General features: G+C 68.5%; 15 protein-coding genes. 7 read left to right on the forward strand and 8 right to left on the reverse strand.

The window, feature by feature from the left end; genetic code table 11:
* Nucleotides 1–2,165, reverse strand: a 2,165-nt coding sequence (locus MTR62_RS16390) for a helicase-related protein (protein WP_244022908.1), incomplete at its 3' end; no start/stop codon positions are given.
* Between the two features lie 258 nt (nt 2,166–2,423).
* Between MTR62_RS16390 and MTR62_RS16395 the strand changes: the two genes are divergently transcribed.
* From MTR62_RS16395 to MTR62_RS16415, 5 genes are all read left to right on the forward strand, one after another.
* Nucleotides 2,424–4,055 carry a peptidoglycan DD-metalloendopeptidase family protein gene (locus tag MTR62_RS16395; protein WP_244022911.1) on the forward strand — a complete coding sequence of 544 codons (1,632 nt, stop codon included), beginning with the start codon at nt 2,424–2,426 and terminating at the stop codon, nt 4,053–4,055.
* Nucleotides 4,056–4,155: 100 nt separating this feature from the next.
* Nucleotides 4,156–5,145, forward strand: a complete 990-nt coding sequence (hemB, locus tag MTR62_RS16400; RefSeq protein WP_244022913.1) for a porphobilinogen synthase — start codon at nt 4,156–4,158, stop codon at nt 5,143–5,145.
* Between the two features lie 8 nt (nt 5,146–5,153).
* On the forward strand, nt 5,154–5,702 hold the full coding sequence (locus tag MTR62_RS16405) for a GNAT family N-acetyltransferase (RefSeq protein WP_244022915.1): 549 nt from the start codon (nt 5,154–5,156) through the stop codon (nt 5,700–5,702).
* 154 nt (nt 5,703–5,856) lie between these two features.
* Nucleotides 5,857–6,444 (forward strand): gamma carbonic anhydrase family protein, encoded by a 588-nt coding sequence (locus MTR62_RS16410; RefSeq protein WP_244022917.1) that lies wholly within the window; start codon nt 5,857–5,859, stop codon nt 6,442–6,444.
* A gap of 8 nt (nt 6,445–6,452) precedes the next feature.
* Nucleotides 6,453–6,734 (forward strand): DUF167 domain-containing protein, encoded by a 282-nt coding sequence (locus tag MTR62_RS16415; RefSeq protein ID WP_244022919.1) that lies wholly within the window; start codon nt 6,453–6,455, stop codon nt 6,732–6,734.
* On the opposite strand, the gene MTR62_RS16420 is transcribed toward MTR62_RS16415, so the two are convergent.
* The 7 genes from MTR62_RS16420 to MTR62_RS16450 form a co-directional block, all read right to left on the reverse strand.
* A complete protein-coding gene (locus MTR62_RS16420) occupies nt 6,718–7,371 on the reverse strand; it encodes a YoaK family protein (protein ID WP_244022921.1) in 654 nt (217 codons plus the stop codon). The two genes, MTR62_RS16415 and MTR62_RS16420, sit on opposite strands and share 17 nt — an antisense overlap.
* Nucleotides 7,372–7,404: 33 nt before the next feature.
* The gene (locus tag MTR62_RS16425) at nt 7,405–7,881 is read right to left on the reverse strand and encodes a group II truncated hemoglobin (protein WP_407672697.1); all 477 of its coding nucleotides are present in this window, start codon (nt 7,879–7,881) and stop codon (nt 7,405–7,407) included.
* 103 nt (nt 7,882–7,984) lie between these two features.
* Nucleotides 7,985–9,604: a cisplatin damage response ATP-dependent DNA ligase gene (locus MTR62_RS16430; protein WP_244022923.1), complete on the reverse strand. Its 1,620-nt coding sequence runs from the start codon at nt 9,602–9,604 to the stop codon at nt 7,985–7,987.
* 55 nt (nt 9,605–9,659) lie between these two features.
* Nucleotides 9,660–10,898 carry a multidrug effflux MFS transporter gene (locus tag MTR62_RS16435; protein WP_244022925.1) on the reverse strand — a complete coding sequence of 413 codons (1,239 nt, stop codon included), beginning with the start codon at nt 10,896–10,898 and terminating at the stop codon, nt 9,660–9,662.
* Nucleotides 10,899–11,071: 173 nt separating this feature from the next.
* Complete coding sequence (locus tag MTR62_RS16440; RefSeq protein ID WP_244022927.1) at nt 11,072–12,088, reverse strand: ligase-associated DNA damage response exonuclease; 1,017 nt, start codon at nt 12,086–12,088, stop codon at nt 11,072–11,074.
* Between the two features lie 85 nt (nt 12,089–12,173).
* Nucleotides 12,174–14,567 carry an ATP-dependent Clp protease ATP-binding subunit ClpA gene (gene clpA, locus MTR62_RS16445; protein ID WP_244022929.1) on the reverse strand — a complete coding sequence of 798 codons (2,394 nt, stop codon included), beginning with the start codon at nt 14,565–14,567 and terminating at the stop codon, nt 12,174–12,176.
* Between the two features lie 137 nt (nt 14,568–14,704).
* On the reverse strand, nt 14,705–14,977 hold the full coding sequence (locus tag MTR62_RS16450) for a DUF1192 domain-containing protein (RefSeq protein WP_327194426.1): 273 nt from the start codon (nt 14,975–14,977) through the stop codon (nt 14,705–14,707).
* A gap of 193 nt (nt 14,978–15,170) precedes the next feature.
* On the opposite strand from MTR62_RS16450, the gene MTR62_RS16455 reads away from it, so the two are divergent.
* Entirely contained in the window at nt 15,171–16,172 is a 1,002-nt protein-coding gene (locus MTR62_RS16455) for an NAD(P)H-quinone oxidoreductase (protein WP_244022931.1), read from the forward strand.
* A 75-nt stretch (nt 16,173–16,247) separates the two neighbouring features.
* Entirely contained in the window at nt 16,248–16,871 is a 624-nt protein-coding gene (locus MTR62_RS16460) for a glutathione S-transferase family protein (protein ID WP_244022933.1), read from the forward strand.
* Nucleotides 16,872–17,058 lie beyond the last annotated feature (187 nt).

Here is a 17,058-nt window from a genome sequence, read left to right on the forward strand (position 1 = left end):
CCGCCGCGCGGCGCACGCCCCGCGAGCCGCGCCAGTTCGCGCCACAAGGCGATCGGGCGCGGGCGCAGCATGGCGGGCACGAAGAGGTCGAGCGCGCCCACACGCACGCCCAGCTTGGCGAGCATGGTGCGCCGCGCCTTGTCGAGCTTCTCGATTCCCGAATGCTCCCGCGCGAGCATGCCGCCGTGTTCGACGAGCACGATCAGCAGCGCGCGAAGGTCCGGGCCGGCTTCTTCGGAGCGGCTCGCCTCGTCGAGCTTGCCGAGCGGGGCGAGCGGTTCGAGCTGCCTTTCGAGCCAGGCCTCGATCGCCGCGACGAGCGTCTTGCGCGCGGGGGCGGGAATGACATCGAGCGTGCGGTCGGGTTCGAACACGGGGGTGAGCAGCGCGCGTCCGGCGCTCAGCGCGCCGAGCTTCTCGCCCTCCCAGACGATCGCGCCCTGGTCGAGCGCGAGCGGGGTCTCGCCCGCGTGGAGCGCCGTGGTCAGCGCCTCGGCGCGGGTCTCGAGCAGTCCGGAAAGGTGCTTTTCGGCGGCCGAAAGCAGCAGCTTGTAGTCGGTCAGGCGGGCCTGGGGATCGACCACGAAGCGAAAGCCGCGCAGCGAACCGATGTGTTCGCCTTCGACCAGGACTTCCTCGTCTTCGAGCCGTACGGAGAGAAGACCGGTGTCCGGTCCCAGCTTTTTCATGAGCAGCGCTGTCCTGCGATTGATGAAACGTTCGGTCAGCTTGCCGTGCAGGGCATCGGAAAGCCGGGCTTCGACCGCGCGTGCCCGCGCGGCCATCTCGTCGCGCGCCAGCACCCAGTCGGGCCGCTGGGCGATATAGGCCCAGGAACGGATTGCGGCAATGCGCCCCTGCAAGGTGTCGATATCGCCGCCGGTGCGGTCGAGCTGGGCGATCTGCTGGGCCACGAAATCGGCCCCCAGTTCGCCCTGGCGCAAGTCCTGCCACAGCCGTGCGATGAAGCGCGAATGGGTCTCGGTGCCCTGCTGGCGAAAGTCGGGCAGGCGGCAGACGTCCCAGAACCGTTCGACCTGCGCGGCGCTGCGCACCGAGGCGGCGATGTCGGGCTCTTCGGCGAGGCGCTTGAGCACGGAAAGGTCGATCGCCTGCGGGCCGAGCCGCAATTCGGGACGCTCGGGCGGGGTCTCGAGATCGGCGATGAGCGTTTCGAGCGAGGAAAAGCGCGGTTCGGGATCGCGCCAGAACAACCGGGTCAGCGGCGCGAAGCGGTGTTCCTCGATCGCGTAGATTTCCTCGGGCTCGAACTCCAGCTCGCCATCGCCGCCGCGCGAACCCATGCCCGCCAGCGCGCCGAAGGTGCCATCGGTCTGGTGGCGCCCGGCGCGCCCGGCGATCTGCGCCATCTCGGCCGGAGTGAGCCGCCGGTGGCGCTGCCCGTCGTACTTGGACAGCCCGGCGAAGGCGACGTGCTGGACATCGAGGTTGAGCCCCATGCCGATCGCGTCGGTGGCGACGAGGTAGTCGACCTCGCCCGACTGGTAGAGCGCGACCTGCGCGTTGCGCGTCTGCGGGCTGAGCGCGCCCATCACCACCGCCGCGCCGCCGCGGAAGCGGCGCAGCATTTCGGCGATGGCGTAGACCTGCTCGACCGAGAAGGCGACGATGGCGCTGCGCGGAGGCACCCGGCTGAGCTTGCGGGGGGCGACGTGGCTGAGCGTGGAGAAGCGCGGGCGGGTGACGATCTCGACGCCGGGTACGAGCGCCTTGACCATCGGTTCGAGCGCGGAGGAGCCCAGGATCAGCGTTTCTTCGCGGCCGCGCGCGTGGAGCAGGCGGTCGGTGAAGATGTGCCCGCGCTCGCGGTCGGCGCCCAGCTGCGCCTCGTCGATCGCGACGAAAGCCATCGAACGGTCGGTCACCGGCATCGCCTCGGCGGTGCACAGCAGGTAGCGCGCGCCCTTGGGCTCGATCCGCTCCTCGCCGGTGATGAGCGCGACGTTCTTCTCGCCTTTGATCGCGACCACGCGGTCGTAGACTTCGCGCGCGAGCAGGCGCAGCGGAAAGCCGATCATGCCGCTTGAATGCGCGCACATCCGCTCGATCGCGAGGTGGGTCTTGCCGGTGTTGGTCGGTCCGAGGACCGCCTTCACCCCGTCTGAGGCGTCGTGTCTCACCGGCGCATGAGGGGGAGGAACCATGATGGCGTCAAGTGTGGCACCGCGATCGGTCGCTCGCAAGAGGCGGCTCGCCGGAATCGGGGGGCGAAATCCACAATGTAAGGGGGGTGTTAACCTTGAGAGGGCAGGGTTGTTGCGCAAAACCTCGAAGGACAGTCTGGATTTCGGACTTGGGGCGGTGTTTGCTGAGCAGCGGCCAGCGCGGCGCCTGCCGGCGCAAGGCGGTTTGCGGGCGGGCGCAAACGATCAGACGGTGACAGTTTCAAGGGTCGGACACGAGTGTTCAAGGCGCATGACAAGGCGGGTGAAGCCGGCGAAGGGGGCGAGGGCAGCAACCGCGTGCCCAGCCTGTCGCACGCGCAGATGGTGCGCGAACCCGCGTCCGGCGCGTCGGCTTACCCCTCTGGCCACACTTCGCCAGGCGCGCGCAACGGCTTGCGCACCGCGATCGAAGGCTGGTGCGCGCGGGTCGATCTCGCCCCCGATCTGGCCTGCGATATCGGCAGCCGCAAATGGTTTCGCGGGCTTGCGACACTGATCGGTCTGGGCGCTGTGGCGTTCAGCTTCTGGCCCAGTTTTTCCGCGGTCGAGGCCGCCACCGCCGTCCCGCTCGCCCCGCGCGTGCGCGATGAATTCCGCAGCCAGACCATCGCCCCGCTCGCGCTTGGCGCGGACAGCGGGCGGCGCATGGGCGCCAGCCCGCTGGTCCATCCGCTGGCGAGCGCGCCGGAGCGGCCGCAGATCGAACTGGTCTCGACGCTGGGGCAGGGAGACAGCTTTGCCCGCATGCTCGCGCGGGCCGGGGTCGGCGATGGCGATATCGCGGCGGTCCAGCAGCTCATTGGTGCCACCATCCAGCCGGGCGACATCGCTTCGGGCACGCAGTTCGACATCACGCTGGGCAAGCGCCCGGCACCGCAAGAGGCGCGCGCGCTCGAATCGCTCGATTTCCGGGCGCGTTTCGATCTCGATCTCACGGTCGAACGTTCGGCCAAGGCGCCGACCGGACCCTTGCGGCTGGTCCCGCACCCGATCCGGGTCGACGCGACGCCGCTGCGCGTGCGGGGCACGGTGGGGTCAAGCCTCTACCGCTCGGCGCGCGCGGCCGGAGCGCCGGTCGCCGCGATTCAGGCCTATTTGCGCGCGATCGACAAGCAGAGCGGGATCGACCGCGCGCTTCAGGCCGACGATACCTTCGACATGATCGTCGCCTACAAGCGCTCGGCCAAAGGCGACCGCCAGGTCGGCGACCTGCTCTACGCCGGGGTCGAGCATGACGGAAAGCCCTCGCTCCAGCTCCTGCGCTGGGGCAAGGATGGCCAGATGCTTTCGGCCAGGGGGGTGAGCGAGGCGCGCTCGGTGCCGATCGGGATGCCGGTGGCGGGGCACATCACCTCGCCCTATGGCATGCGCCGCCACCCGATCCTGGGCTATGTGCGCATGCACGCCGGGATCGATTTCGGGGCGCCCTACGGCTCGCCCATCCACGCCGTAGCGGCGGGTAGGGTGACTTTTGCCGGACGCCATGGCGGGCACGGCAACTACGTGCGGATCCAGCATTCGGGCGGGTTGGCGACCGGCTACGGGCACATGAGCCGCATCGCGGTGCGCGCGGGCACGCAGGTCCAGGCCGGGCAGATCATCGGCTATGTCGGCTCGACCGGGCTGTCGACCGGGCCGCACCTCCACCTGGAGGCGTACCGCGACGGGCACACGATCAACCCGGCCGGGCTCAAGATCCTTTCGCAACCCCAGCTCGACAGCCACGAGCGCGCCGCTTTCTCGGCGCAGATGGCCGCGCTTTTGCGCACCGATCCGGGCGCCGCGCTTGCCCCGCTCAGCGCGCCGGCCAGTGCCCCCGTCGAAACCACGCGCGAAATCGACCGGCTGGTCCCGCAGGAAGTGCGCTGAACGGGATTTTCGCGTGCGCGCCGATCATCGGGCCGTGCACCTTGAGGCCCGCTAGACGCAATTGAACGGGCCTGCGTTTTGCGGCACACACGCAGCCATCATGACCTATCCCCACACCCGCCTTCGCCGCGCCCGCGCCACCGCGTGGAGCCGCGCCCTTCACCGTGAGACCATCCTTACCCCGGCCGACCTGATCTGGCCGGTCTTCGTGACCGAGGGCGAGGGTGTCGAGCAGCCGATTTCCTCGCTGCCGGGTGTCTCGCGCTGGTCGGTCGACCTGATGGTCGAGCGCGCGAAGGAAGCGGTCGATCTCGGCATTCCGTGCCTTGCGCTGTTTCCCGACACCCAGCGCGAGCGGCGCAGCGAGGGCGGCGAGGAAGCGCTCAACCCCGACAACCTGATGTGCCGCGCGCTGCGTGCCATCCGCGAGGCCTGCGGCGATTCGATCGGCCTGCTCACCGACGTCGCGCTCGACCCCTATACCAGCCACGGGCAGGACGGCCTGGTCGACGACAACGGCTACGTGCTCAACGACGAGACGGTCGAGGTGCTGGTCGGCCAGTCGCTCAACCAGGCGCGCGCCGGCGCGGACATCATCGCCCCTTCGGACATGATGGATGGGCGCATCGAGGCGATCCGCGAGGCGCTCGAGAGCGAGGGCCACGTCAACGTCCAGATCATGAGCTACGCGGCCAAGTACGCCTCGGCTTTCTACGGCCCGTTTCGCGATGCGGTGAACACCAACGGTCTGCTCAAGGGTGACAAGAAGACCTACCAGATGGACCCGGCCAACACCGAGGAAGCGCTGCGTGAGGTCGAGCTGGACCTCGCCGAAGGCGCGGACAGCGTGATGGTCAAGCCCGGCCTGCCCTATCTCGACATCGTGCGCCGGGTGAAGGAAGCCTTCGAGGTGCCGGTCTTCGCCTATCAGGTCTCGGGCGAATACGCGATGATCGAGGCGGCGGTGGCGGCCGGCGCGGGGGACCGCGACGCGCTCGTCCTCGAAACGCTGCTGGCTTTCAAGCGCGCGGGCTGCTCGGGCGTGCTGACCTACCACGCTCTCCACGCCGCGCGGCTTCTCAATGGCTGATCCGGCCCATGGCTGAAGAGGTGTTCGAGACCGAGCGGCTGCGGCTGCGCCGGGAGCGCCCCGGTGACCGCGCCGCCTGGCTCGAACACATCAACACGCCCGAAGTCATGGCCCATCTGGGAGGGCCCTGCGACGCCGCGCGGATCGACGAGAATTTCGCTTCCATGGCGCAAGCGGGCGAGTTGCCGTTTCGCCTGATCGAGCGCAAGGCCGACGCCGCGTTGATCGGCAAGTGCGGGCTCTCGCGCATTGCCGCGCCCGGCGCGCCCGCCGCCCTCAAAGGCGCGGTGCAGCTCGGCTGGACGCTGCGCGCCGATTGCTGGGGGCAGGGCTACGCGCGCGAGGCCGCCGGGGTGATGATCGCCCATGCGTTCGAGGCGCTGGGCTGCGCCGTGGTCTACGCGCAGACCTCGCAGGCCAACCAGCGTTCGTGGCGGCTGATGGAGCGGCTGGGCATGGTGCGCCGCCCCGATCTCGACTACGAGGACCCGCTCTACCCGCCCGAGGAGAACCCGACGATCGTGTTCGCGCTCACGCGCGAGGACGCTGGGGCGTGACGATGCCCGAATTTCGCATTGAGACCCAGCGGCTGATCCTGCGCGCCCGCGACTCGATGAGGACGACCCACTCAGCGCGCATGTTCACCTACCGGCGTTGGCGCGCTTGCGACCTGTAAGCGCCTTCGGACAGTTCAGGCCACATAGGACCACCATGCACGACACCCGCACCGACATCACCATCGCGGCCATCCACGGCAAGCAGCCGCGCATCCATTCGAGCGCGTTCATCGCGCCCGGCTGCCGGATCATCGGCGATGTCGAGATCGGCGCCGACGTCAGCATCTGGTACAACTGCGTGATCCGCGCCGACGTCAACCGCGTGGTGATCGGCGCGCGGTCAAACGTGCAGGACGGCAGCGTCATCCACTGCGACAGCCCCAAGCCGCAGCGGCCCGAAGGCTACCCCACGCTGATCGGCGAGGACGTGCTGATCGGGCACATGGCCATGGTTCACGGTTGCACGCTGGAGGACCGGGCCTTTGTCGGGCTCGGCGCGATCGTGATGGATGGCAGCCATATCGAGAGCGAGGGGATGCTGGCGGCCGGCGCGCAGCTTACCGGCAAGCGTATCGGTGCGGGCCAGCTGTGGATGGGGCGTCCGGCCAAGTATGTGCGCGATCTCGACCAGGCGGCGCTGGCGGCCAACCGGGCGGGCGTGGCGGGCTACGTGCGCAACGGGCAGGCTCACGCCGAGGCGCTGGGCCTCGCTTTGCCTGTAAATCGCTCGCCGCTGGACTGAACCGGCCCGTGGCGCGCCCCAAATCCGATCTTCCCGACGCCGCCGCGCTTGCCGCGCTGGTCGATGCCGAGGGGCGGCTGGCGGTGCGCGTGACGCCCGGCGCCAAAGTCGAAGCGTTGGCGATCCGCGACGGGCAACTCACCGCGAAAGTCCGCGCCAAGCCGCAGGACGGCAAGGCCAACGCGGCGGTGCGCGCGCTTCTCGCGGCGGGGCTGGGGCTCGCACCCTCGCGGCTCGAGCTGCTGCGCGGGGAGACCTCGCGCGAGAAGCAGTTCAGGATTGTGGATTAGCGATGGCCCGGCTCGCGAGGCGCGCGCCGATGAGCGTCATCGCGGCCGAGGCGGCGCAGGCGAGAATCAGGCTCACCGGGCCGAACGCGACGAACAGGCTGGCCCCCGTCGCCGCTCCGGCCGAAAGCGAGAGCCACAGCGCCACGGGCGCGGCCACCGGAGGCCCTTCACGCCGGGCCAGCCGGTCGCCCAGATATTGCCCCATGCGCACCAGCGCGCCGGTGAGATAGGTCAGCGCGATCGGGGCGCCGTTGCTTTCGACCGCGTTGTTGAGCGCGCCCATCGCCAGCACCAGACAGCCCATCATCGCCGCGACCTGTCCGGCGAGCCCCAGCCCCGCCCCGATCCCGAGCAGCGCGGTGACAAGCGCGAGCACGCCGGGCTTGCGCCAGCGCCCGGCCTTGTGGCGCACGAAGGCCCCCGCCGCCGAACCCAGGACGAAGCCTGCGATCAGCAGGGCCGGGATCACCGCCGTGGCGGGGGAGACGACAAGTTCGGTCGCCAACCGGGTCGTGTTGCCCGACATGAAGGAGACGAAATAGCGGTCGGCGCTGAGGAAGCCCACCGCATCGACGTAGCCCGCCAGAGCGGCAAGGCCCGCGGCGAGGCGGCGGCGCGAAGGGTCGAGATTGTGCACGGCGCGTGAGCGTAGCGCAGTGCGGGGGGCAAGTCAGCCCTGCGCTGCGGGCGCGTTTTCGACCAGCGGTTCGGGCGCCGGGCGCACCGCCATCGCCGCGCACAGGTCAGCCAGCACTTCGCCCATCGCGCTTGCCACCTTGGCCGGTTCGGGCGCGACGTCGGCGATCGCGCGCTGCATTGCGCCAGCCCACTGCTCGGCCGAACTGCGGGTGATGCGAAAGGGCTTGTGGATGCTCATCATGCAGCGGTCGGGGTGTGCCTCGAACCAGTCGCGCGGGCCGCCCGCCCAGCCGGCGAGGAACTGCGGCAGCGACTGGCGCATGGGGGTGAGGTCGCTCGCGTGCATGGCGCGCAGTTCGGCGTAGGCCGGATCGCTCTCCATCAGGTCGTAGAAGCGCTGCGCGATGGCCTCGAACACCGGCATCCCGCCCAGCATGTAGTAAGGTGTGCGCGGGGTTTCTTGCCGGGCGTTCAGGACCGGGGAATCGGCTTCGGCTTGAGCATTCACGGGCACTCTCTCTCCATGTCCGAGTTTCGGGATGGTGAGGGCCTAGCGGGCGTGGGGCGAGCGGTCTTTGATACCGGTCAAGCCCCCGGCTTTGCAGGCTTCTTCAGTCGCGCACCAGCGCGCGCAGCGCGGCGATGCGGTCCGCTTCATGCGCGGGCTTGTCGGCGCGGATGCGGCTGATGCGTGGGAAGCGCATGGCGAGCCCGGACTTGTGGCGGCGGCTTTGATGCACCGAATCGAAGGCGACTTCGAGCACCAGCGACCTGTCGGTCTCGCGCACCGGGCCGAAACGGTTGACGGTGTGGCTGCGCACGTGCCGGTCGAGCCATTTCAGCTCCTCGTCGGTGAATCCGAAGTAGGCCTTGCCCACCGGCAGCAGCTCCGCGCCCGCATCGGGATCGCCGTCCCAGCAGCCGAAGGTGAAGTCCGAATAGAACGAGGAGCGCTTGCCCGATCCGCGCTGGGCGTACATCAGCACGCAGTCGATGCGCAGCGGGTCGCGCTTCCACTTGTACCACAGCCCGGTCTTGCGGCCCGCCAGATAGGGGCTGGTGCGCGCCTTGAGCATGACCCCTTCGATCGCCGCGTCGCGTGCGGTCTCGCGCAGCGCGGCGAGCGCGGCGAAGTCTGGCGCCGCGATCAGCGCGGAGAGATCGAAATGGTCGGGGTCGAGCCGGGGTATCAGCGCTTCCAGCCGGGCGCGCCGCTGGGTCCAGGGGAGGGCGCGCAGATCCTCGCCCTCGAGCTGGAGGATGTCGTAGAGGCGAACGAAGGCTGGAAAGTCGCGTCGCATCGCCTTGGAGACGGTCTTGCGTCCGAGCCGCTGCTGCAACGCGTTGAAGCTTGCCGCACCGCCCTCATCGCCGCCCTGGTGGCTGCCGCGCACGAGCAGTTCGCCGTCGAGCACGGCCTCGATGTCCAGCGCGGCCACGATTTCGGGAAAACTCGCCGAGATGTCGTCGCCCGAGCGCGAATAGAGCCGGGTTTCGCCGCGCCCGCTTTCGCCCGGTGCGCGCACGGTCTGGACGCGGATGCCATCCCACTTCCACTCCGCCGCATAGTCGGCGAGGTCGAGCGTCTCGGCTTCGAGGGGGTGGGCCAGCATGAACGGGCGGAACAGCGGCAGGTCGCCGGTGTCGGGGGCAGGCGCGCCCCGCGCCGCCCAGTCGAACAGCGCGGTGTAGGGTGGGGTCTGGCCGTGCCAGTGCTCCTCCACATCCTCGAGCGCGACGCCGAAGGCCTGCGCGAAGGCGGTCTTGGCGAGCCGGGCCGAAATGCCGATGCGCATGGCCCCGGTGGCAAGCTTGAGCAGCGCGTAACGCCCTTCGGCATCGAGCCGGTCGAGCAAGCGGGGAAGTTCACTCATCACGTTGGCACGGGTCATCGCGAAAAGCGTTTCGACCGCCTCGCAGACGCTGGGCGGCGGGGCGGGCGTCTCCGCGCTCGTTGCGGGTTCGGGCCAGAGCAGGCTGGCGGTCTCCGCGCTGTCGCCCACATAGTCGCGGCTCAGCGTCCACAGCTCGGGATCGACCCGCTCGCGCATGAGGTTGCGCACGGTCGAGGCCTTGACCGCGGGAACGGCGATCCCGTCGGTCAGCGCGGCGAGCGCCCAGCCACGGTCGGGATCGGGTGTCTCGCGCAAGTAGGCGGCGAGCTGTTCGAGCTTGGCGTTGCGGCTGCGGGTGTAGACCAGCGCATCGAGCAGGGCGGCGAAACGTTCCATGGCTGCCCGGTCTAACGCATGAGCGCGCGCGAGGCTTCCGTTACGGTGCGCGCCTTCAGAGCGGACGCGACGCCGCTTTGCGGTAGAGAGCGAACCAGACCAGCGTGGCCAGCACGGCGGGTACGAGGAAGCCCAGCGCCAGCCCGAGCGCGTTGCTGCCCGGCGCGTGGGCGACGAGCGAGGAGGCGAGGAAGGCGACCGCGAACTGCACCGCGCCGAGCAGCGAGGAGCCGACCCCGGTGCGCGTGCCGGCCGCCGCCATGGCCATCGCCATCGTGTTCGCGCTGAGCAGGCCGACCCCGGCCATCGCCAGCCACAGCGGGACCATCAGCGCCCACAGGCTCTGCGTTCCCGAAATAAGCGTGAGCCACAGCGCGGCGGCGATGAAGGGCCCCAGAGCGGCCCGGGTGAGCTGTTCGGGGCTGTAGCGCCTGAGCAGCACGGCGTTGGCCTGCGAGGCGAGCACCAGCGCGATGGCGATCACCCCGAAGGCGAGGCCATAGGCCAGGTTGCCGAGGCCGAAGTCGGTCTTGAAAACGCCGGCCGAGGCGGTGATGAAGGCGAACATCGCGGCCTGGACCAGCGCGACGCAGACCACCGCCCAGCGATAGGTGGGCCGCCGCAGCAATTCGCCGTATTGGGTGAAGGCGCGGCGCAGAGCGCCGTGGCCGCGTGCGGCGCGCGGCAGGGTCTCGGGCACGATCAGCGCGCTGAGCACGAGCGACAGCGCGCCGATGGCGACCATCAGCCCGAAGATCGAGCGCCAGCCCCACTGTTCGACCATCAGGCTGCCCAGGAACGGGGAGACGATCGGCCCGACGGTCATCAGCATGACCAGCACGGTCAGCGTGCGCGCCGCCTCGCGCCCTTCGTAAAGGTCCATTACCAGCGTGCGGCCGACCACCATGCCCACGCATCCCCCCAGCGCCTGGAGCAGGCGCAGCGCGTTGAAGGCGGAAATGTCGTCGACCAGCAGCAGCGCGAGCGAACTGGCCGCGAACAGCGCGACCCCGCCCAGCACTGGGAGCTTGCGCCCCAGCGCGTCGATCAGCGGGCCGGTGATGAGCTGGCCCAGCCCGAGCCCGAAAAAGAAGATCGAGAGCGACATCTCCGCCCCCGCCGCATCGGTGCGGTAGTACGTCGCGACATCGTGGAGCCCGGACAGGTACATGTCGGTGGCGATCGGGGGAAAGATCGAAAGCAGCGCCAGCACGCCGACCAGCGCCGCCTTGCGCGCGCCGACGGGCGGGGTGATCCACCGGGTGGTGGCTATGTCGGAGGTGGGGGCGGGCATGTCCATGGCTTCGTCGAAATCCTTGCTGCAAGTGCGAACAGCAGGGGTGCGATGCCTATTTTTCATAGGATTTGCAAGCGCTGGCGGGGCGGTATGCCGGGTCATTGGGAGAGATGCGCTCGACAGGTCGGGGGGCCCGAAGGCAAAGACCCTCGGATTTCTCGTTCTAAATTCTACGCTTCCTCGTTCTCGTCCTCGTACCCGACGAGCGCCAGAGCGCGCGCTTTCTTCTGGTTGAGTTCGCACCAGCGCAGCATCGCTTCCTCGCGGCCGTGGGTGATCCATGTTTCACGTGGAGCAACTTCGGTCACGGTCCGGGTGAGCTCGTCCCAGTCGGCGTGGTCGGAGAGGATCAGCGGCAGTTCGACGCCGCGCTGGCGGGCGCGCTGGCGCACGCGCATCCAGCCCGAGGCCATGGCGGTGATCGGTTCGGGAAGGCGCCGGCTCCAGCGGTCGGCGAGCGCGGAGGGCGGGGCGATCACCACCTCGCCAGCCATCGCCTCCCTTGACGGTGCCTGGCTGACCAGCGCGAGCGAGCCCAGGGCGATGCCGAAGTCCTCGTAAAGCTGGCACATCGGCGCGATCGCGCCGTGAAGCCAGATCGTCCGGTCGTGACCGGCGCGGCGCAGCTCGGCGATGAGACGTTGCGCCTTGCCCAGCGCGTAGGCCCCCACCAGCACGCAGCGATCGGGATGGACCGCGAGCGCACGGGTCAGCCTGGCGATTTCGTGTTCGACCGGAGGATGGCGAAAGACCGGCAGGCCAAAGGTCGCCTCGGTGATGAGCACGTCGCAGGGGGTGACTTCGAAGGGCGCGCAGGTGGGATCGGGGCGGCGCTTGAAATCGCCGGTCACGACCACCCGCTCGCCCGTGTGTTCGAGCAGGATCTGCGCCGAGCCGAGCACGTGCCCGGCGGGAATCCAGGTGGCGCGGACATTGCCGGGCAGCGCGATCGTCTCGCCATAGGCCACCGGCACGGCGCCGTGCGAAGTTGCGTAGCGCAACTTCATGATCGCGAGCGTTTCGGGTGTGGCGAAGGTCTGTCCGTGCCCGCCGCGCGCGTGGTCGGCGTGGCCATGGGTGACGAGCGCGCGATCGACCGCGCGCGCGGGGTCCACCCAGCAATCGGCTGGAACGATGTGGAGACCCCAGGGTTCGGGCCGGATCCAGGCGAAGTCGCGGGCTGTCATGGTTCGTAAGAGGGCATGGCATAAAGGAAAAAGGGCGGGAAACCCTTCGGTTCCCGCCCTCTTGTTCCCTATTCGCGGCCCTGGCTCACTCGTCCGAGCTGGCTTCCGGCTTGGGATCGGCCTCGGAGTTCGAGCCATGCTTCCGGGCGGTGGCCTTCTTTGCCGTGGTCTTGCGCTTGCGCGTCTTGGCGACGGCGGGCGCGGACGGGGTCAGTTCGAAGCTGAGGCTGTCCGCGTCCTTGACCGTGACGTGGACCTCGCCGCCGTTCGCCAGCTTGCCGAACAGCAGTTCCTCGGCCAGCGGCTGCTTGACCTTCTCCTGGATCACGCGGCCCATCGGACGCGCGCCGTAGAGACGGTCATAACCCTTGTCGCCCAGCCAGCCGCGCGCTTGGGCATCGAACTGGATGTGCACGTTCTGGTCCGCCAGCTGGAGTTCGAGCTGGAGGATGAACTTGTCGACGACGCGGCTGATGGTGTCCTTGGCGAGATAGGCGAAGGGCACGATGGCATCGAGACGGTTGCGGAATTCGGGGGTGAAGAGGTTCTTCACCGCCTCGTCGCCCGCGTCCGCCTTCGACACGTCGCCAAACCCGATGCCGTTGCGCGCCATGTCCGAAGCGCCCGCGTTGGTGGTCATGATGAGCACCACGTTGCGGAAGTCGACGGTCTTGCCGTGGTGATCGGTCAGCTTGCCGTTGTCCATCACCTGCAGCAGGATGTTGAACAGGTCGGGGTGTGCCTTTTCGATTTCGTCGAGAAGCAGGACGCAGTGCGGCTGCTGGTCGATCGCATCGGTGAGCAGGCCGCCCTGGTCGAACCCGACATAACCCGGAGGCGCACCGATCAGGCGCGAGACCGAATGGCGCTCCATGTATTCGGACATGTCGAAGCGCTGCATCGGAATGCCCATGATCTGCGCGAGCTGCTTGGCCACTTCGGTCTTGCCGACACCCGTGGGGCCGGAGAACAGGAACGAGCCGATCGGCTTGTCGGGATCGCGCAGCCCGGCGCGCGACAGCTTCATCGCGGTCGAGAGAACGTCGATCGCCTTGTCCTGGCCGAACACCACGCGCTTGAGGTCGCGTTCGAGATTGGCCAGCGCCTGCTTGTCGTCCTTCGACACCGACTTGGGCGGGATGCGCGCCATCGTCGCGATGACCTGCTCGATTTCGCGCGCGCCGATCGTCTTCTTGCGGCGGCTGGGCGGCACCAGCATCTGCATCGCGCCCACTTCGTCGATCACGTCGATCGCCTTGTCGGGCAGCTTGCGGTCGTTGATGTAGCGCGCCGAAAGCTCGACCGCGGTCTTGATCGCCTCGGGGGTGTACTTGACCTTGTGGTGATCCTCGAAGGCCGAGCGCAGGCCCTTCAGAATCTTGATCGTATCCTCGATCGAAGGCTCGTTCACGTCGATCTTCTGGAACCGGCGCAGCAGCGCGCGGTCCTTCTCGAAGTGGTTGCGGAACTCCTTGTAGGTGGTCGAGCCGATGCAGCGGATGGTTCCGCCCGACAGCGCCGGCTTGAGCAGGTTGGAGGCGTCCATCGCCCCGCCGCTGGTCGCGCCCGCCCCGATCACGGTGTGGATCTCGTCGATGAACAGGATCGCGTGGGGCATCTTCTCCAGTTCGGAGACGACCTGCTTCAGGCGTTCCTCGAAGTCGCCGCGATAGCGCGTGCCCGCCAGCAGCGAACCCATGTCGAGCGAGTAGATCACCGCTTCGGACAGCACTTCGGGCACTTCGCCCTCGACGATCTTGCGGGCCAGGCCTTCGGCGATGGCGGTCTTGCCCACGCCCGGATCGCCCACGTAGAGCGGGTTGTTCTTCGAGCGGCGGCACAGGATCTGGATCGTGCGATCGACTTCGGGGCCGCGCCCGATCAGCGGATCGACCTTGCCGTTCAGCGCCTTCTCGTTGAGGTTGACGCAGAACTGGTCGAGCGCGGAGTCCTTTTTGTTGGCGCTCTTGGTCTCGGCCTTTTCCTCGGGCTGGGGCGCGGCGTCCTCGCTCTTGGGGGTGCGATCCTCGATCCGCTTGCCGCCCTTGCCGATGCCGTGGCTGATGTAGCTCACTGCATCGAGGCGGCTCATGTCCTGCTGCTGGAGGAAGTAGACCGCGTAGCTGTCGCGCTCGGAAAACAGGGCGACGAGCACGTTGGCGCCGGTCACCGTGTCCTTGCCCGAGGACTGGACGTGGAGAATCGCGCGCTGGATCACGCGCTGGAACCCGGCGGTGGGCGAGGGGTCGCCCTTGTCCTCGGTTTTGAGCGACTGGTATTCCTGATCGAGGTACTGGCGTACCACGTCGCCCAGGTCGCCAAGGTCCACACCGCAGGCCTGCATGACCTGCGCCGCGTCGGTGTCGTCGATCAGCGCGAGCAGAAGATGCTCGAGCGTCGCGTATTCATGGCTCCGCTCCGACGCATGGGACAGTGCCGAATGCAGGGTCTTTTCAAGGCTTTGGGCGAAACTGGGCATTTAGGACTCTTTCCAGTTGGAGGATGGCTCCTCTTGCGGGTGAAGTGTGGTGGATCGTCGTTTCAAACTCAATATAGGATACATCAGGAGCGTTGCGAGGTCGGCATTAGCGACCTGTTGAGATCCTGCTGGGGGTTTCATGATGGCCGCCTGAACAGGTCGGCCGACGGGACCGCCGCAGGTGCGGCGGGAGAGGAGGGCGCCTTGCCGAACAGCGCATCGGCGGCGAGCCGGTGCGCGGCGGATTTCTGGCGGTGCGCCGCACACCGGGAAATTTCCGCTTCGAGCAGCGCGGTGCGGGCGTCGAGTTCGTCCAGCGAATAGCTGTCCAGGCTCTCGCCCGAGAGGAGGCTGGCGGCTCCGAACTGGCGTTCGGACGGCCCTGGCCGAGGTCGGTCGTCGTCGTCCATTCCCGGCAGCATCGGACCAAGCCGGGGCGCTGTCAATGGCTTCGTGGAGGGGGCTGGGGGAGCACCTGTGGAGGGCTGCCTGCATGCGGCGCAACGGCGCGCGCCGGGGTGGCCCGCCAGGTCCGCGTGAAGGTCGGCGTGAGCGGCCGGAAAAGGTTCGCAACGGATCAAAGATTGTGGCAACACTCGCGCCATGCTCGACTTTCTTCCCGAGACGATGACCGCGGTGGGCTTCGATGCTCCCGGTGGTCCCGAGGTTCTGAAGCCCGTCGAATGCGCCGTGCCGCGCCCCGGTCCGGGCGAAGTGCTGATCCAGGTCGCCTATGCCGGGGTGAACCGCCCCGACGTCGTGCAGCGCCAGGGGCACTACCCGCCGCCGCCGGGCGCCTCGCCGCTGCCCGGTCTCGAGGTTTCGGGCACGGTTGCCGCGCTGGGCGAGGGTGTCGAAGGCTGGGCGCCGGGCGATGCGCTGTGCGCGCTGGTCTCGGGCGGGGGGTATGCGCCCTATTGCCTGGCGCGCGCCGATCACGCCTTGCCGGTGCCTGCGGGACTGGCGCTCGACGAGGCCGCCGCGCTGCCCGAAACGCTCTTCACCGTCTGGCACAACGTGTTCGAACGCGGCCACGCGCGCGAGGGCGAGACACTGCTCGTCCACGGCGGCACCAGCGGCATCGGCACGATGGCGACGATGCTCGGCCGGCTGTTCGGGCTGACCGTGATCGTTACCTGCGGTTCGCCCGAAAAATGCGCGCGCGCGCTGGAAATCGGTGCGCACCACGCGATTGACTACAAGGCGAGCGATTTCGTCGAGGAGGTCAAGCGGATTACCCAGGGGCGCGGCGTCGACGTCGTGCTCGACATGGTTGCGGGCGATTATGTGCCGCGCAATCTCAAGTGTCTGGCCATGGACGGGCGCCACGTCACGATCGCGGTGCAGGGCGGGACCCGCGCCGAGATCAACATGGGGATCGTCATGATGCGCCGCTACACCTTGACAGGGTCGACGCTGCGGGCGCGTTCGGACAGTTTCAAGGCGTTGCTGGCGCAGGAAATTCGCGCCAATGTCTGGCCGCTGGTGGCGCAGGGCGAGTTGCGCCCGGTGATGGACCGCCGCTTTGCCCTGGCCGAAGCGGGCGCGGCCCACGCGCGCATGGAGCGGGGCGAATCGATCGGCAAGATCGTGCTCGCGCTCTGAGCGCGGCGAAACGAACACGGCTAACGAATACGGTGAGCGAACACGACGAGCGAACACTTGGGGGGGAGCGATGCGATGGCCGAGGAACTGGTTCTTCACGAAGATCCGCGCAGTGGAAACTGCTACAAGATCCGGCTGACCGCGGCGCTGCTGGGCAAGCCGGTCGAGCGCCGGTCCTACGACATCCTGCGCGGTGAGACGCGCACGCCCGCCTTCCTGTCGCAGGTCAACAGCAACGGGCGCATTCCGGTGCTGCAGGTGGGCACGCGGTTCCTGCCGGAAAGCAACGCGGCGTGCTGGTATCTGGCCGAGGGGACCCCGCTCGTTCCCGCCGATGCCTTCGACCGGGCCGATGTGCTGCGCTGGATGTTCTTCGAACAGTACAGCCACGAGCCGAACATCGCCACGCTGCGCTTCTGGCTGCTCTATGTCGGCGAAGGCAACCTGACCGCGCACCAGCGCGACCAGATCATGGCCAAGCGCGCCGGCGGCGAGGCGGCGCTGGCGTTGATGGAAGACCATCTGGCGACGCGCGACTGGTTTGTCGGGGATCGGGTCTCGCTCGCCGACATCATCCTGTTCGCCTATACGCATCTTTGCGAAGCGGGGGGCTTTCGTCTCGGCGAGCATCCGGCGGTCTGCCGCTGGCTGCGCCGGATCTGCGCCTTGCCCGGCTTTGTGGCGATGGACGATCGCTGAGCGCTGAAATACGCGCGCAGCCTTTGCAGCGCAGGGGCAGGCTCCCTATTTCGGTTGGCCATTTGCGACCTTGCCAGGAACACCAGGGCCTGTCCCGTTCATGAAACCGCCCCTGCGCCCTTCGGCGGCCCCCGACGCCGCCCCTTCGGCTGACGCGCCCGGCCGCCGTCGCCTGGCGCGCAGCCTC

Origin of the sequence: Novosphingobium organovorum, assembly GCF_022832435.1 — a bacterium.
Taxonomy (GTDB): Bacteria; Pseudomonadota; Alphaproteobacteria; order Sphingomonadales; family Sphingomonadaceae; genus Novosphingobium; species Novosphingobium organovorum.

What these genes read in the sequence shown, in the direction of transcription:
- hemB (WP_244022913.1), top strand. Translation starts at nt 4,156, where the DNA reads ATGACCTATCCCCACACCCGCCTTCGCCGCGCCCGCGCCACCGCGTGG.
- MTR62_RS16405 (WP_244022915.1), top strand. Translation starts at nt 5,154, where the DNA reads ATGGCTGAAGAGGTGTTCGAGACCGAGCGGCTGCGGCTGCGCCGGGAG.
- MTR62_RS16410 (WP_244022917.1), top strand. Translation starts at nt 5,857, where the DNA reads ATGCACGACACCCGCACCGACATCACCATCGCGGCCATCCACGGCAAG.
- MTR62_RS16430 (WP_244022923.1), bottom strand. Translation starts at nt 9,604, where the DNA reads ATGGAACGTTTCGCCGCCCTGCTCGATGCGCTGGTCTACACCCGCAGC.
- MTR62_RS16435 (WP_244022925.1), bottom strand. Translation starts at nt 10,898, where the DNA reads ATGCCCGCCCCCACCTCCGACATAGCCACCACCCGGTGGATCACCCCG.
- MTR62_RS16440 (WP_244022927.1), bottom strand. Translation starts at nt 12,088, where the DNA reads ATGACAGCCCGCGACTTCGCCTGGATCCGGCCCGAACCCTGGGGTCTC.
- clpA (WP_244022929.1), bottom strand. Translation starts at nt 14,567, where the DNA reads ATGCCCAGTTTCGCCCAAAGCCTTGAAAAGACCCTGCATTCGGCACTG.
- MTR62_RS16450 (WP_327194426.1), bottom strand. Translation starts at nt 14,977, where the DNA reads ATGGACGACGACGACCGACCTCGGCCAGGGCCGTCCGAACGCCAGTTC.
- MTR62_RS16455 (WP_244022931.1), top strand. Translation starts at nt 15,171, where the DNA reads ATGCTCGACTTTCTTCCCGAGACGATGACCGCGGTGGGCTTCGATGCT.
- MTR62_RS16460 (WP_244022933.1), top strand. Translation starts at nt 16,248, where the DNA reads ATGGCCGAGGAACTGGTTCTTCACGAAGATCCGCGCAGTGGAAACTGC.